Source organism: Streptomyces sp. KPB2 (assembly GCF_003950055.1).
Classification (GTDB): domain Bacteria; phylum Actinomycetota; class Actinomycetes; order Streptomycetales; family Streptomycetaceae; genus Streptomyces; species Streptomyces salinarius.
Window position 1 is genome coordinate 2,560,745 of record NZ_CP034353.1, and the last position, 15,631, is coordinate 2,576,375.

Genomic DNA, 15,631 nt, shown 5'->3' on the forward strand with positions numbered 1-15,631 from the left:
AGCCACCCACGAGCCGAAGGACCGGAACAGCACCGGCCCGAGAGGCCTACCGGGACAGCGTCGGCCCAAGGGCCGCCCCGCCAGACACCGGCCTCCGCCGCTCCCGCACGAACGACCGGCGACGTCACCCACGAGCCGAAGGACCGGAACAGCGTCGGCCCGAGAGAAGCCCACCGGGACCGCGTCGGCCCAAGGGCCGCCCCGCCAGACACCGGCCCACGCCGCTCCCGCACGAACGACCCGCTAAGTCGCCCCCCCCCGGGACAGCACCGGCCCGAGAGGCCCACTGGGACAGCGCCGCCCCCACAGGACGGCCGGGACAGCGCCAGGCCGACGGGACCGCCGGGACAGCGTCGGGCCGCGGGACAGCGCCGGCCGAGCGGGTCATCGGGGCAGCGCCAGGCCGCGTGGGCCGCCGGGACAGCGCCAGGCCGAGCCGGCCGCCGGGTGCGCAGCGGCGCAAGGGTGGGGTCAGCCCGCTGCTGTCAGGACGCTGGAGACCGTGCGGTGGCCGAGGTCGCGGTCGGTGCCCGGGAGGACGCGCAGGCCGGTGTCGTCCGGGGACGGCAGGGCGAGGCGGACCAGGTGCGGGACGCGCAGGAGGAGTGCGGCGGGCCGGGTGTGCGGTTCGGCCACCAGGACGTGGTGGTCGAGGAGCCGGCCCACCAGGGACTGCGTGTCCCAGCTGTCGCCGTCGAGCAGTTCGCCCGCGCGGGCCATGTCGAAGGGTTCCTCGGCCGCCGACAGCAGGGCGAGCGCCCGCCGCAGCGACGCGGGCAGCCGGACCACCGCCCCGGCCGCGCGGGCCAGTACGTCGCACGCCTCGTCGTGGAGTTCCGCGGCGAGCCGCCCCTCGTCGACGAGGCCGAGCGCCAGGTCGCCCAGGGTCCACATGGGGCGCCCGGCGAACTTCTCCCCCACCGCGCGCAGCGCGAGCGGGAAGTTGCCCATCAGCCCGGTGACCCGGCCAAGGGTCTCCGCGTCGTCGGCGACGCGCTCGCCCCCGGCGACGCGGGCGAAGAACGCGGCGGCATCGGGGGCCGGCAGCGGGCCCAGCGCAAGCGCGTGCGCGCCGGGCAGGCCGGGCAGCCGGACCCGGGAGGTGACGAGGACCAGCGCGCTGTCGTCGGCCGGCAGCAGCGGCAGTACCTGGTCGGTGGTGGCGGCGTCGTCCAGCAGCATCAGCAGCGACCGGCCCGCCGTGGCCGCGCGGAGCATCCCGGCGAGTTCGTCGGTGTCGTCCGGCAGGGCGGCCGGGTCGTGGCCGCAGTCGCGCAGCAGGGCGTGCAGGACGGCGCGGGCGGACCGGGGGCGGTCCTCGGCGTCGTGGAGCCGGGCGTGCAGCACGCCGTCGGGGAAGCCGCCGGCCAGCCGGTGGGCACCGTGCACGGCGAGGGCGCTCTTGCCCACGCCGACCGGGCCGAGCACCACGACCACCCGGGGCCCGCCGTTCGTGGCCCGGCCGGGCGTGTCCGGCTCGGCGAGGGCGGTGAGCCGGGCCAGTTCGGCGGCCCGGCCGGTGAAGTCGGGGGTGTCCAGCGGGAGCTTGCCGCGGACGGGTTCGGGTCGGGCGGGGGCGGCGCTGCCGGGCGCCGGGGCCGGGTCCGGGTCCAGGGCGGGCGCGGCGGCCTCCGTCTCGGAGACCTGCGCGGTCAGCACCTCCTGCTGCAACCGCTGGAGCCGCTCGGAGGGTTCGATGCCGAGCTCGTCGACGAGCCGGCGGCGCAGCCGCGCGAACGCCTCCAGCGCGGTGGCGCGCTGCCCGGAGCGGTGCGCGGCGGTCATCAGCTGCGCGGTGAACTCCTCGTTGAGCGGATGGTCGGCGGTGAGCTGCCGCAACTCCCCCAGCAGGGCACGGTGCCGGCCCAGCCGCAGGTCGGCGGTGACGCGCAACTCCAGCGCGCTCAGGCGCAGATCGGCCAGGGGCGGGAGCTGGGCGGCGAGCAGCGGCCCGGTCTCCAGCCCGGCGAACGGCTCCCCGCGCCACAGCGCGAGCGCGTCGCGCGCGAGCGCCGCGGCGGTGCGCGGGTCGCCCTCGCCGAGCGCGGTGCGGGCGCGCCGGACACCGTGTTCGAACTCCCACAGGTCCAGTTCGCCGGGCCGGAGGTCGATGCGGTAGCCGTTCGGCCCGGTGCGCACCCGCTCGCAGGGGTTCACCTCGCAGTGCAGCGCCTTGCGCAGTTGGTAGACGTAGGTCTGGACGGTCTTGCGGGCCAGGCGGGGCGGTTCGGCCTCCCAGAGCTCCTCGATGAGGGTGGAGGTGGAGACGAGGCGGTTGGCGTTCAGCAGCAGCACCGCCAGCACCCGTCGGGCCATGGGAGCGGAGGGCGTGCGGTCCTCGCCCTGGGCGCGGATCTCCAGCGGGCCGAGCACGGAGACGCGCAGCGCGCCGCCGTCCGCCCCGGGGTGCTGTGCCCTGGTCTCCTCGGCCATCGCGTCCTCTTCCTCTCCGGCCCGCGCGGCGGGCCCGTCCTGGGGGGTGGCGGAGGGGGCGCCGCCCTGTGTCTCGTACCAGTGACGCATGCGGGCGCGCCGGAGCTTGCCGATGCCCGTTCTGGGCACGTCCCCCGCGGCGACCGGCACCACACGGGTGACGCGCACCCCGAGGCGGTCGGCGACGCGGGCGCGGACGGCCGTCGCGGCCCGCTCGGGTCCCGTGCCGGGCCGGGGGCGGTAGAAGACGGCGATCTCCTCGCCGGCGGGGCCGGTGACCGGGGTGGCCACGGTGTACGAGGGGGTGACGAAGTCCAGTTCCTCGACCACGGCCTCGATTTCGTGGCTGTGGCGGCACACGCCGTCGCACTCGACGAGTTCGTCGGCGCGTCCGGTGACGGTGAGGACGCCGTCCTCGACGAAGGCGAGGTCGCCGGTGCGGAACCAGCCGTCGGCGGTGAAGGCGCGCCGGGTGTGCGCGGCGTCGTCCAGGTAACCGCGGGTGACGGAGGGGCCGCGGACCTCCAGGCGGCCCACGGTGCCGACGGGGACGACGGTGCCGTCGGTGTCGACGCAGCGCACGGCCGTGCCCGGTTGGGGCCGGCCGGCCGGGACGTGGCGGGCGTCGGCGGTGTCGAGGTCGCGGAAGCGGTGGTCGACGACGCCGGCGGCGGTCTCCGACATGCCCCAGCCGGGGTGCACGGCGTCCCCGGGCAGTCCGAAGGGCGCGAGCAGGTCCAGGAAGCGCCGGACGACGGAGGCGCGGACCGCCTCGCCGCCGTTCATGACGTACCGCAGACGGCTGAGGTCCCAGTGGCGGTCCGCGAGGCCGTCGGCGCGGTCGTTGACGAGCGAGAAGGCGAAGTTGGGGGCCCAGGTGGTGCAGGCGCGGTGCCGGTCGGCGAGGTCGAGCCAGCGCAGCGGGTCGGCGAGGACCCACTCGGTGGGGGCGTGCACCTGGTGGGCGCCGAGGAAGACGTCCCGCACGTGGAAGAGGAGGAGGCCGCCGGCGTGGTCCAGCGGCATCCAGTTGACGGTGCGGGTGGCGCTGCCGAGGCCGTTGGCGCGGGCGGTGGCGGCGCTGCGGCTGAGGATGTTGCGGTGGCTGAGCATCACCGCCTTGGGTACGCCGGTGGAGCCGGAGGTGAGCAGCAGGGCCGCAGTGTCGTCGGGGCCGCCGGGGTGCCGGCGGTGGTCGGGGGCGTCCGCGCGCAGTTCGTGCGGGCTGCCGAGCCAGGCCCCGGCCGCGCGGGCGGCGGCCTCGGTGGCCGGGTCGACGGGCTGCCCGCGGCCGGTGACGAGGCGGGGCCTGCCGTAGCGGTTCCAGACCTCGTCGAGGAGCGCGGGGGCGGCGGCGCGGTTCGCCTCGGTGGTGCCGGTGCCGACCAGCAGGGGGACGAACCCGCCGAGGACGCACGCCCAGAACACGCTCAGCAGCTCGGGGGCCTCGGCGACGTGCACGACGACGCGTTCGCCGGGGCGGGTGCCGGCCCGGCGCAGTCCGGCCAGGGTCCGGGCGGCCTCGTGGAGGAGGCGGCGGTAGCTCCAGCGGGTCTCGCCGCCGTCGGGGCCGACGAAGCACAGGCCCCGGTCGCCGGGGGCGAGCGCGGCCCGCACCAGGGCGTTGCCGAGGGTGGCGCACCGGGGGTCGGGAGCGGGTCCGCCGTCGAGCAGCGACAGTCCGTGTGCGGTCACCGGACGTCACGCTCCTTCCGGAACTCGCGGGGGGTGATGCCGTACCGGTCGCGGAAGAGGCGGCTGAAGTGCGAAGCGCCGTAGAGGCCGGCGCGTTCGCCGATCAGGGCGACCGGCAGGTGGTCCAGGAGGGGGTCGGCGAGTTCGGTGCGGCAGCGCGCGAGGCGTTCGTCGCGGATCCAGCGGGCGGGGCTGATGCCGTGCTCCTGGAAGATCTTCTGCAGGTAGCGCAGGGAGACGTTGTGGGCGCGGGCGATGGTCACCGGGCTCAGGCCGGGTTCGGCGAGCTGCTCGCGGACGTAGGACTGGACCTGGAGCATCAGGGCCTGGCGGGCGATCTGCGGGTCCTCGGCGACCTCCCGCATGCGTTCCGCGAAGAGCGCGGCGGTCAGTCCCACGACGCTGCCGCCGAGCAGGTCGACCGAGGTCGCGACCTCCCGGCCGTGCCGGCCGAGCCCGTCCAGCAGGGAGGAGAGCAGGGCGGCGAGTCCCTCGGAGCCGGACCAGGGCCGCGCGGTGAGCGGTTCGGCCTCGGCGGGGGTGAGGCCGACCAGGCGGTGGGCCACGGTGACGTCGACCAGGCGGAAGTTCTCGGGCATGGCCGCCTTGTAGGGGCGGGTGCTGTCGAAGCAGATGAGCTGCGGGGCGCGCACCGTGCCGTGGCGGCCGTCCTGGACGACCCAGACCGCGCCGGTCAGCGGCCGCAGGACCCGCAGCACGCCCTCGTCGGCGGGGGCGATGCGGTGGCCCGGGCGGATCAGTTCCCGCGGGCCGTCGCCCTTGACGAGGGCCACCCGGACCCCGCCGAACTGGTGGGCCCGCAGGGTGCCGTCGAACGGCTCGTCGTGCCGGTGGACGATCTGCACTCCGCCGGGCGCCGCCCGGCCGGCCGCGGCCGGCCGCGGCACGGCGGGTGCCGGTCCCTTCCGTTCCTCCAGGCTCCGCACCGTCTCCCCCATCCGTCAGCGCGTCGGGACGGAACCGGCGGTCGTTCCGGGGGTTCCGCCCCCTCACCTCCATGCAAACATACCCGCATGCCGGTATCACAGTCATATCGGAGGGTTCAATAGGACACGCATACAACGCGAGTTCGAACAGTTACGGCCACCGCTGCGCCGCAGGTCGCGGCGTCATCCCCGCCGGGGTCCGAAGAGCCGGCCGAGTTCCGCGTGGAAGCCGGGGAAGGTCTTGGCCACACACTCCGGGTCGTCCAGGGTGATGCCGGGGACCCGCAGGCCCAGTACGGAGAAGGCCATCGCGATGCGGTGGTCGCGGTGGCAGGCGACCCGGGCGGGACGCACCGGACCGGGCAGGACGGTGAGCCGGTCGGGCCCCTCCTCGGTACGCACGCCGAGCGCGCGAAGGTTCCCGGCCACCGCGGCGATGCGGTCGGACTCCTTCAGCCGGGCGTGCGCGATGCCGGTGACGGTGATCGGTCCGTCGGCGAGCGGGGCCACGGCGGCCAGCGTCATGAAGGTGTCCGAGATCTCCCCCATGTCGACGCTGAACCCACCGCGCAGTCGGCCCGTCCCGGTGACCTCGGCGGCGTCGTCGGTCAGCCGTATCCGCGCGCCGGTCCGACGCAGCACGTCGAGGAAGCGCACGTCGCCCTGGAGGCTGCCGCGTCCGAGCCCCGGCACCCGCACCGTGGTCCCGGTCACGGCCGCCGCCGCGAAGAAGTACGAGGCGGTCGACGCGTCCGGTTCGACGCGCAGGCCGGTGGCGGTGTAGCGGCCCGGCTCGATGCGCAGCACGCCGGGCTCCGGTGTCACCACGGTGACGCCGAAGCGCGCCATGAGGGCCCGTGTCATGGCCACGTACGGCCCGCTGACCAGGCCGTGGGCGTGGACGGTGAGCGGGGCGCGGGCCAGTGGCGCGGCCATCAGCAGCCCCGTCAGGTACTGGCTGCTGGTGCGGGAGTCCAGCGCGACGGTGCCGCCCGCGAGGCCGGACGCCCGCAGGGTGAGCGGAAGTCCGCCGCCGGGGCCGGGCCGGACGTCGGCGCCCAGCGCGGCCACGGCGTCCACCAGCGGGCGCAGGGGGCGGGCGCCGAGCTGCCCGGAACCCTCGAAGACGTACTCGCCCCGGCCGGTCGCCGCCCAGGGCGGCAGGAAGCGGGCGGCGGTGCCCGCGTCCGCGCACCAGACCCGGCCGCCGGACCGGGGCCCGCCGCCGGCGCCGGTGACGGTCCAGTGGCCGTCGCCGGTGCGCACGTCGACGCCGAGTGCGGTCAGCGCCTCGGCGAAGGCCACGGTGTCGTCGCTGACCAGCGGGGCGTCCAGGCGGGTCGTTCCGTGCGCGGCGGCGGCCAGCAGCAGCGCACGGTTGGTGATGCTCTTGGAGCCGGGGACGCGGGCGCTCAGGACGGGGGGCGGGGCCTCGCCGGAGGCGGCGGAGGCGGTGGTCCGCCCGTTCTCCGTGCGGGCGGGGCCCGGGAGGCGGCCGTCGGCGCCGTGGCTCGTCGTGTCCGCGGTCATCGACGGCTCCCGCGCCGGGCCCGCTCCAGGGCGGCCCTGGCCGCCGCCGCCACGCGGTCGGGGGTCAGGCCGAACTGCTCGAAGAGGCGCTGGTAGGGGGCGCCGGCGCCGAACTCCTCGATGCTGACCGCCTCGCCCGCGCCGCCCAGCAGCGCGTACCAGCCCATCGCGGTGCCGGCCTCGACCGACACCCGGGCGGCCACACCGGCGGGCAGCACCGACTCGCGGTACTCCTCGTCCTGTTCGGCGAACCACTCCAGGCACGGCATCGACACCACCCGGGTGGCGATCCCCTCCGCCTGGAGCAGGGCCCGCGCGTCCAGGGCGACCGGCACCTCGCTGCCGGTGGCCAGGACGATCACCTCGGGCGCCGCGCCGTCGGCCTCGGCGAGGACGTACCCGCCGCGCGCGACGCCGTCGGCGGAGGCGAGTCCGGTGCCGGGCGAGCGGTCCAGCACGGGCAGTTCCTGCCGGCTCAGCGCGAGACCGGCGGGCCGGTCGGCGCGGGTGAGGATCGTGCGCCAGGCCACGACGGTCTCGTTGGCGTCGGCGGGCCGCACCACGTCCAGGCCGGGGATGCCGCGCAGCGACCACAGGTGCTCCACCGGCTGGTGCGTCGGCCCGTCCTCGCCCAGGCCGATGGAGTCGTGCGTCCACACGTAGGTGACGGGCAGCCGCATCATCGCGGCGAGCCGTACGGCGGGCCGCATGTAGTCGGAGAAGACCAGGAACGTGCCGCCGTAGGGGCGGGTGCCGCCGTGCAGGGCGATGCCGTTGAGGACGGCGCCCATGGCGTGCTCGCGGATGCCGAAGTGCAGGGTGCGGCCGTAGCGGTGGCCGGGGAAGGCGGCGGTGGCGTGCTCCTCGGGCAGGAAGGACGGCTCGCCCGCCATGGTGGTGAGGTTGGAGCCGGCCAGGTCCGCGGAACCGCCCCAGAGTTCGGGCAGCACCCCGGCGAGGGCGTCGAGGACCTTCCCGGACGCCTTGCGGGTGGCCATCGACCCGCCCGCCGGGAAGGTCGGGAGGTGCTCGGCCCACCCCTCGGGCAGGGTGCGCGCGCCGATCCGGTCGTACTCGGCGGCGCGCTCCGGGTGCGCCGCCCGCCAGTCGGCGTAGCGCCGCTCCCAGTCGGCGCGCATACGCCGGCCGCGCTCCAGCGCGGTGCGGGTGTGGAGCAGGACGTCGTCGGGGACCTGGAAGGAGCGCTCCGGGTCGAGCCCGAGCGCCTCCTTGAGTCCGGCCGTCTCGGCCGGGCCGAGCGCCGCGCCGTGGATCGCGCCGGAGTTCCGCTTGGTGGGCGCGGGCCAGCCGATCACCGTGCGCAGCGCGACCAGGGAGGGCCGGCCGGTCTCCCGCCGGGCCTCGCTCAGCGCCCGGTACAGCGCCTCCAGGTCCTCGGTGTACGTCCCGGTGACGGTCCAGTCCACCTGCCGCACGTCCCAGCCGTACGCCCGGAAGCGGGCCGGGACGTCCTCCGACAGGGCGACGGAGGTGTCGTCCTCGATCGAGATCCGGTTGTCGTCCCAGAGCACCACCAGGTTACCCAGCCGCTGGTGCCCGGCGAGCGAGGCGGCCTCATGACTCACTCCCTCCTGGAGGTCCCCGTCGGATGCGAAGACCCAGATCGTGTGGTCGAACGGCGAGGTGCCGTCCGGGGCGTCGGGGTCGAACAGGCCACGTTCGCGGCGGGCGGCCGCCGCCATCCCGACCGCGTTGGCCAGTCCCTGTCCGAGCGGTCCCGTCGTCACCTCCACGCCCGGGGTGTGCCCTCGCTCGGGGTGGGCCGGGGTGAGGCTGCCCTCGCGGCGCAGGGCCTTGAGGTCGTCGAGGCCGAGGGCGTAGCCGGTGAGGTGGAGCTGGACGTACAGGGTGAGGACGGCGTGGCCGCAGGACAGCACGAAACGGTCCCGGCCGGCCCACTCGGGGTCGGCCGGGTCGTGCCGCAGCAGCCGCTGGAAGAGCAGGTGGGCCGCGGGGGCCAGACTGATGGCGGTGCCGGGGTGGCCGTGCCCCGCGGCCTCCACCGCGTCGGCGGCCAGTGCGCGCGCGACGTCGGCGGCGCGACGGTCCGCGTCGGTCCACACGGGGGCGGCCAGGGTTTCGTCGTATTCGGTGACGCTTGCGGTCATGGTCTCTTCCTCGGTAGGGACCGCTCGCCCCGGCGGGTGGGGGCGGGCGGCGGCGGTGGTCCGGCGACGGCGGGCCGACGGTCGAGCAGCAGGGCGGCGGCGTGGGCCGCCGAGGCGAGCGTGATGTGGCGGTGCCAGCCGGCGAAGGTACGGCCGTCGAAGTCGTGCAGGCCGTGACGGCGGCCGGTGACGGAGACGTCCCGGTCGATCCCGTCGGGGGCGGCGGCCAACCGCAGGAGCGCGGCGCTGGGCAGGGTCGTCAGGTCGGTGAGCCAGTACGCGGTGCGCTCCGGGTGGTACGGATCGCGCCGGGCCAGCAGGAGCTGGCGGCGGCGCGGCCCCGGCGGCGTGTCGTACGCCCGGCAGGGGACGCGGACCACGTCGTACGGCCCGTCGGCCGCCCCGGGTGGCCGCACCCTGCCGTACGCACCGGCCGCCGGGCCCGCCGCCAGGTGGCGGGCGGTGACGACGCGGGCGGCGTCCCGGCCGTCGGCGGCGAGGGGGGTGAGGGGGTGCGATGCGGCGATCCGCAGCAGGTAGGGGAAGCCGCTGGCCTGGAGGCGGGCGGCGACCCGGCCCGCGGGGGCGTGCCGGGCGTCCAGCAGCACCGGCGCGCGGTGCGGCCCGGCGGTGGCGGCGGTCGCGCGGACCATGTCGAGACCGGCCGCTACGGCGTCCACGGCGGCCGCGTCCGCGGGGAGCCGGGCGCGTGCCCGCAGTACGGGGTCGTCGAGCCAGCGGGGGGTGAGCCGGAGGATCCAGTCGACGGGGCAGGAGCCGTGCGCGGTGACGGCCCACAGGCCCACCGCGCACCGGGCGTTGACACGCCGCCCGGTGCGCGGGTCGGTGAACTGCTCGACGCCGACGCCGCCTCGGCCCGCCCGGGGCAGGGTGGCGGTGTGCACCACCCAGGCCCGGGGCGGGGCGAGGGCGCCGACGTGGTGGGCGAGCGCGGCGCGTACGGGGCGCCAGCGCCAGGTGGAGTCGCTGATGAAGTGGTGCAGCCGCTGCGCGTCGGCGGGGACGCCGGTCTGCGCGGCGATGTTGCGGATGCTCTTGCGTCCGGTCGCGGCGAGCAGCCCCCGGATGTACAGCTCGCCGCTGCGCCGCTGATCGCTGCGGGCGAGCGGGCCCAGCACCCGTCGGCACAGCTCCCCGACGAGATCGTCCCCGGCCCCGCCGCCCGGACCGCCGGGGTCGTCGAACACCGCCGGGCGGAAGTCTCCCTCGGCGAAGAGGGCGGCGACGGCGTCGACCACGGGCGCGGTCCTGGGCCCGGGGGCGATCCGGGCCGTCCCGGGGGTCTTCCGGGCCACCCCGGGGGCGATCGGCGCCCCGGGCGCGGGTACCGGCGCCCGGAACGCGACCCGGCCGGTCACGCGCGCCGCCGGGATCGGCGCCGGGACGGCCGCGTGGCGTACGGCCCGCCCACGACCGGGCCGGGCGTGCACCGGCCGGGCGTGCACGGACCAGGTGTGCACGGGCCAGGTGTGCACGGGCCGACGGCGGTCCGGCGACGCGCACTCACGACACGGCGCGCACCCCCCGGGCGCGAGCGCACCGCCCGGCCCGTTCGCGGGGTGGCGGCGGGCCTCATCGGACGGTGAGGTGGGACAGGTAGGCGCGGTGGTTGCGGGCGGTCTCCGGGACGCTGTCGCCGCCGAACTTCTCCAGCGCCGCGTCCGCCAGGACCAGCGCGGTCGCCGCCTGGGCGACGACCGCGGCGGCCGGCACCGCGCACACGTCGGAGCGCTGGTGATGGGCGACGGCCGCCTCACCCGTGGCCGTGTCCACCGTGGCCAGCGCCCTCGGCACCGTGGCGATCGGCTTCATCGCCGCCCGCACCCGCAGCGGCTCCCCGGTCGACATCCCGCCCTCCACCCCGCCCGAGCGGGCGGTGGCCCGGCGCACCCCGGTCGCGCCGGTGAGGATCTCGTCGTGGGCGAGGGAGCCGGGCACACCGGCGAGGGCGAACCCCTCCCCCAGTTCCACGCCCTTGATGGCCTGGATGCCCATGAGTGCCCCGGCGAGCCGGGCGTCGAGCCGGCGGTCCCCGTGCACATGCGAACCCAGCCCCGGCGGCAGCCCGTACGCCACCACTTCGACGACCCCACCGAGCGTGTCGCCGGCGCCGTGCGCGCGGTCCACCTCGGCGACCATGGCCGCCGACGCGCCGGGATCGAGGCAGCGCACGGGATCGGCGTCCAGCCGCCCGGTGTCCTCGGGTTCCGGCAGCTCCGGCGAGGTGGAACGTGCCCCGCCGAGCGCCACGACGTGGGCGACGAGCCCGATGCCGTACGCCTGCCGCAGGAACGCCTCGGCGAGGGCGCCCAGCGCCACCCGGGCGGCGGTCTCGCGGGCGCTGGCCCGCTCCAGGACCGGTCGGGCGTCGTCGAAGCCGTACTTCTGCATGCCGGCCAGGTCGGCGTGGCCGGGACGGGGCCGGGTGAGGGGCGCGTTGCGGGCCTGCCCGGCCAGGACGTCGGCGGAGACCGGGTCGGCGGCCATCACGGTGCGCCACTTGGGCCATTCGCTGTTGGCGATGCGGACGGCGACCGGTGAACCGAGGGTCTCGCCGTGCCGTACGCCACCGGCGAAGGCGACCTCGTCGCGTTCGAAGGTCATCCGGGCGCCCCGGCCGTGGCCCAGCCGGCGGCGGGCCAGGGCGTCGGCGACCTGGTCGGTGGAGGTCCGCACCCCGGCGGGGAGCCCCTCCAGTACGGCGGTCAGGGCGGGCCCGTGGGACTCGCCGGCGGTGAGCCATCGCAGAGCAGACATGCGGATCCTTCGCAGGGAAGCGGGAGCGGACGGCGGTGAGCGACGACCGGCCGACGGTCAACGCGAAACGGAGAACGGAGACAAGGAAGAAGGGAGGAGGAAGGAGGCAGGAGGGCGGAGGGCGGAGGGAGACCGGGATGACTCGGCTCAGGCCGCGGTCCGGGCGCCCGTCCGGTCCCGTCGGGCGGCGGGCCCGGTACGGCGGGACGGTGTGCGCGGGCCGGAGTGGTCGGCGACGCGCTGGACCCGCCAGCCGCAGTCCTTCAGCCGCTGCGCCATGCCGAGCGCGGCGGTGGGCGACACCATCAGCTCGACCAGTCCACTCGGCTTGTCCGGGGTGTGGTCGATGGACATGTCCTCGATGTTGATGCCGAGTTCGGAGGCGGTGCCCAGCAGCCGGGCCAGTTCGCCGGGCTGGTCCCCGATCCGGATGCGCACCGGCACGCAGGTCAGGTCGGGCGTCTTGTGCTTCCCGGCGATGGCGCCGCGCCCGGCCAGGCCGCGGGTGAGCAGGTCGGCCAGCCGGGCGGTGCCGCCGGCGCGGGCGCCGGTGTCCTCGCCGGCCAGCGCGCGCAGTGCCGCGACCGTGCCGATGAGGTCTCCGGCGACCTCCTCCAGCACGTCGGCGACGGCGGTCGCGTTGGACTCCAGGATGTCGCTCCACAGCCGTACGTCCCCGTCGGCGATGCGGGTCACGTCCCGTACGCCCTGCCCGGCCAGCCGCACCGCGTCCGGGGAGAGGTGCTGGAGGCGGGCCGCCATCAGCGCGGCGACCACGTGCGGGGCGTGCGAGACGACGGCGACGGCGCGGTCGTGCGCCTCGCTGTCCATCAGGACGGGCACGGCGCCGCAGAGCGCGACCAGTTCCAGCGCCCGGTTGAGGGTGTCGCGGCCGGTGTGCGCGGACGGGCTGAGCACCCAGGTCCGCTCCTCGAACAGGGTGGCGCAGGCGGCCAGCGGCCCGGACCGCTCCCGGCCCGCCATGGGGTGGCCCCCGATGAAGACCGCGGCGTCGGCGCCGGCCGCGGCGACCTCCCGCTCGGGTCCGCCCTTCACGCTCGCCACGTCGGTGTAGCAGCGGGCGAGCCGGCGCCGCTGCTGCTCGGCGAGGACGGCGCCGACCCGGGCGGGCGGCACCGCCAGCACCGCGATGTCGGCCGGCACGGGCGGACCGCCCACCAGTCCGGCGCCGAGCGCCGCCGCCGTACGGGCCGCGGAGACGTCGGCGTCGGCCAGGTACACGGTGACGCCGTGCCGGGTCAGCGCGAGCGCGATGGAAGTGCCGATCAGACCCGTGCCCACCACCGCGGCGGTACGGATCATCCGCCGGCCTCCCTCGCCGCCAGGTCCCGGCGCAGCGCCGCGGCACCGCCCAGGTAGACGTGCTGGATGGCCGGCTTGGGCCGGTCGGTGTCGGCGTGCGCGAGGATGCGCACCACCCGGGGCAGCGCCCCTTCGATGTCCAGTTCCTGCGCGCACATCAACGGCACGTCGGCCAGGCCGAGTTCGCGGACCGCGACGGCGGGGAAGTCGCTGTGCAGGTCGGAGGTGGCGGTGAAGATGACGCTGATCAGGTCGTCGTGGACGAGTCCGTTGGCGTCGAGCATCTGCTGGAACAGGTCTTTCACGCTGTCGCGCAGGTGGAGCCGGTCGTCGCGCTCCAACTGCACCGCGCCGCGCACTGCTCGCATCGTCATGGCGCCTTTCGGTCGGTTCGGGCGGTCAGGCCGCGGTGGCGATCGGGGCGGGCTCCCGCCGCAGCGGGGTGGCGCGCGCCCGGTACAACTCGGCGACCTGGAAGGCGAGGTCGAGGGACTGGTAGCGGTTGAGCCGGGGGTCGCAGGCGGTCTGGTAGCGCTGGTGCAGGTCGCCGACGCCGATCCGGTCGCCGCCGCCGACGCATTCGGTGACGTCGTCGCCGGTCAGTTCGATGTGGATGCCGCCGGGGTGGGTGGCGAGCGCCCGGTGCACCTCGAAGAAGCCGCGCACCTCGTCCAGCACGTCGTCGAAGTGGCGGGTCTTGTGGCCGCTGGACGCCTCGAAGGTGTTGCCGTGCATCGGGTCGCACAGCCAGACCACCTGGGCGCCGGAGCCGGTCACCTTGGCGACCAGTTCGGGCAGCACGTCCCGGACCTTGTCGCGGCCCATGCGGGTGATGAAGGTCAGCCGGCCCGGCTCGCGCTCGGGGTCGAGGCGGTCGATCAGGGCGAGCGCCTCGTCGGCGGTGGTGGTCGGGCCGAGCTTGACGCCGATGGGGTTGCGGACCGTGGAGGCGAACTCGACGTGGGCGCCGTCGAGGCGGCGGGTGCGCTCGCCGATCCAGATCATGTGCGCGGAGACGTCGTAGGCGCGGTTGGTGCGCGAGTCGGTGCGGGTGAGGGCGGTCTCGTAGTCGAGCAGCAGCGCCTCGTGGCTGGAGAAGAACTCCGCGGAGTGGAACTCCCGGGGGTCGGCGCCGCAGGCGGCGAGGAAGGTGAGCGCGTCGTCGATGGCCCGGGCGAGGTCCTCGTAGCGCTCGCCGATCGGGGAACTGGCGACGAAGTCCCGGTTCCACTCGTGGACCTGGCGCAGATCGGCGTAGCCGCCGGTGATGAAGGCGCGGATCAGGTTCAGGGTGGCGGCGGAGGCGTGGTAGACACGCTTGAGCCGCTCGGGGTCGGGGGTGCGCGCCTCCGGGGTGAACTCCAGGCCGTTGACCGAGTCGCCCCGGTAGACGGGCAGTTCGACGCCGTCGCGGATCTCGGTGTTCCGGGAGCGGGGCTTGGCGTACTGGCCGGCGATGCGGCCGATCTTCACGACCGGCACGGAGGTGGCGTAGGTGAGGACCGCGGACATCTGGAGCAGGGTCTTGATCTTGTCGCGGACCTCTTCGGCGCCGACCGCGTCGAGGGTCTCGGCGCAGTCGCCGCCCTGGAGGACGAACGCCTCGCCGCGGGCGACCCGGGCGAGCCGCTCGCGGAGCAGGTCGCACTCCCCGGCGAAGACGAGCGGCGGGTAGGAGGAGAGTTCCGCGACGACGCCGTTCAGGGCGTCGGTGTCGGGCCAGGCGGGCTGCTGGTCGGCCGGGAGCCGGCGCCAGGAGTCCAAGGCGGTCACGGTGTGGTCAGCAAGCATCGGAAAGGGCCTCGTTCTCGTCCGAAGGGCTCGTGCGGGGCGGAAGGTGCGGGTGCGCGGGGCCTGGAGGGCGGGTGCCGGGACCCCATGGGCGGGGCCGGGTGCGGCCCCGGGAGGACGGTGCGCAGGACCGGGAGGGCAGGGCGCAGGACCGGGAGGGCGACCTGCTGGTCACTCGTCCAGCAGGTCGGGCTGCTCGGCGACGATCTCGTTCCACAGGAGCTGGAAGCTGAACCGGCCGAGCTGCTCGTCGCCGAAGCCCTCGCGCGCGGCCAGGGCCTGCTCGTGCGTGAAGGTCTGCGGGGTGCCGGCCGCCTGGGCGAGGAGCTGCACCTGGGCGCAGCCGTCGTAGGTGAAGAACCAGTGCACGGCCTCCTCCAGGGAGCCACCCACCGTGATCAGCCCGTGGTGGCGCAGCAGCACGGCCCGGTTGTCGCCGAGCCGTTCGGCGATGTCCCGGCCCTGGGCCACGGAGACGGAGGGGCCCTCGTACTCGCCGTAGAGGACCTGGCGGCCGTAGAAGGCGGCGGACTCCTGGTCGATGGGCTCCAGCAGCCTGCCGAGCGCGCCCAGTGCGCGGGAGTGCGGGGTGTGGCCGTGGGCGGCGGCGGTGGCGCCGGGGTGGAGTTCGTGGATCTGCGAGTGGATGACGAAGGCGCTGGGGTTGACCTTGTGCCGCCCGCTGACGACACGGCCGGCGGAGTCGACGCAGATCAGGTCGGCGACCCGGACCTGGTTGAAGGAGACGCCGAACGGGTTGACCCAGAACCGGTCCGGGTGTTCGGGGTCCCGCACGGAGATGTGACCGGAGATGCCTTCGCCGAAGCCGTACTTGCCGAACAGGCGCAGCGCGGCGGCGAGCCGCTGCTTGCGGTGGCGCCGGGCGTCCTCGTGGGTGGCGAACTCGGGGTCGCCGGGGATGGGCAGCCCCGTGGCGGTGTCCGCGAGGTAGACGGGGCGGGCGTCGGTGCTGATGCTCATGCGGTGGCCTTCGCTGTGGAGGGG

Annotated in this window: 10 protein-coding genes; all 10 read right to left on the reverse strand. The window is 76.0% G+C overall.

All coding sequences use genetic code 11. From position 1 onward, the window contains the following. Positions 1-471 precede the first annotated feature (471 nt). Positions 472-4,128: an AMP-binding protein gene (locus tag D1J63_RS10980; RefSeq protein ID WP_125628751.1), complete on the reverse strand. Its 3,657-nt coding sequence runs from the start codon at positions 4,126-4,128 to the stop codon at positions 472-474. Beyond that, positions 4,125-5,036 (reverse strand): helix-turn-helix domain-containing protein, encoded by a 912-nt coding sequence (locus D1J63_RS10985; protein WP_164712791.1) that lies wholly within the window; start codon positions 5,034-5,036, stop codon positions 4,125-4,127. The genes D1J63_RS10980 and D1J63_RS10985 overlap by 4 nt, the downstream gene beginning before the upstream one ends. Before the next feature lie 222 nt (positions 5,037-5,258). Beyond that, complete coding sequence (gene aroA / locus D1J63_RS10990) at positions 5,259-6,491, reverse strand: 3-phosphoshikimate 1-carboxyvinyltransferase (RefSeq protein ID WP_232250442.1); 1,233 nt, start codon at positions 6,489-6,491, stop codon at positions 5,259-5,261. A gap of 110 nt (positions 6,492-6,601) precedes the next feature. Further along, entirely contained in the window at positions 6,602-8,734 is a 2,133-nt protein-coding gene (gene tkt / locus D1J63_RS10995; RefSeq protein ID WP_125628754.1) for a transketolase, read from the reverse strand. Further along, the gene (locus D1J63_RS11000; protein ID WP_125628755.1) at positions 8,731-10,230 is read right to left on the reverse strand and encodes a transposase; all 1,500 of its coding nucleotides are present in this window, start codon (positions 10,228-10,230) and stop codon (positions 8,731-8,733) included. The genes tkt and D1J63_RS11000 overlap by 4 nt, the downstream gene beginning before the upstream one ends. 97 nt (positions 10,231-10,327) lie before the next feature. Further along, positions 10,328-11,512, reverse strand: a complete 1,185-nt coding sequence (gene aroC / locus D1J63_RS11005; RefSeq protein ID WP_125628756.1) for a chorismate synthase — start codon at positions 11,510-11,512, stop codon at positions 10,328-10,330. Positions 11,513-11,659: 147 nt separating this feature from the next. Continuing rightward, positions 11,660-12,832, reverse strand: a complete 1,173-nt coding sequence (locus D1J63_RS11010) for a prephenate dehydrogenase (protein WP_125635378.1) — start codon at positions 12,830-12,832, stop codon at positions 11,660-11,662. After that, a complete protein-coding gene (aroH, locus tag D1J63_RS11015; RefSeq protein WP_102932541.1) occupies positions 12,832-13,209 on the reverse strand; it encodes a chorismate mutase in 378 nt (125 codons plus the stop codon). Before aroH ends, D1J63_RS11010 begins: the two co-directional genes overlap by 1 nt. 25 nt (positions 13,210-13,234) lie before the next feature. Beyond that, entirely contained in the window at positions 13,235-14,626 is a 1,392-nt protein-coding gene (locus D1J63_RS11020) for a 3-deoxy-7-phosphoheptulonate synthase class II (protein ID WP_125628757.1), read from the reverse strand. Positions 14,627-14,797: 171 nt separating this feature from the next. Then, a complete protein-coding gene (locus D1J63_RS11025) occupies positions 14,798-15,607 on the reverse strand; it encodes a class II aldolase/adducin family protein (protein WP_164712792.1) in 810 nt (269 codons plus the stop codon). Between the last annotated feature and the right edge of the window lie 24 nt (positions 15,608-15,631).

Coding starts and splice junctions, on each gene's coding strand:
- aroC (WP_125628756.1), bottom strand. CDS start 11,512: ATGTCTGCTCTGCGATGGCTCACCGCCGGCGAGTCCCACGGGCCCGCC.
- aroH (WP_102932541.1), bottom strand. CDS start 13,209: ATGACGATGCGAGCAGTGCGCGGCGCGGTGCAGTTGGAGCGCGACGAC.
- D1J63_RS11025 (WP_164712792.1), bottom strand. CDS start 15,607: ATGAGCATCAGCACCGACGCCCGCCCCGTCTACCTCGCGGACACCGCC.
- D1J63_RS11020 (WP_125628757.1), bottom strand. CDS start 14,626: ATGCTTGCTGACCACACCGTGACCGCCTTGGACTCCTGGCGCCGGCTC.
- tkt (WP_125628754.1), bottom strand. CDS start 8,734: ATGACCGCAAGCGTCACCGAATACGACGAAACCCTGGCCGCCCCCGTG.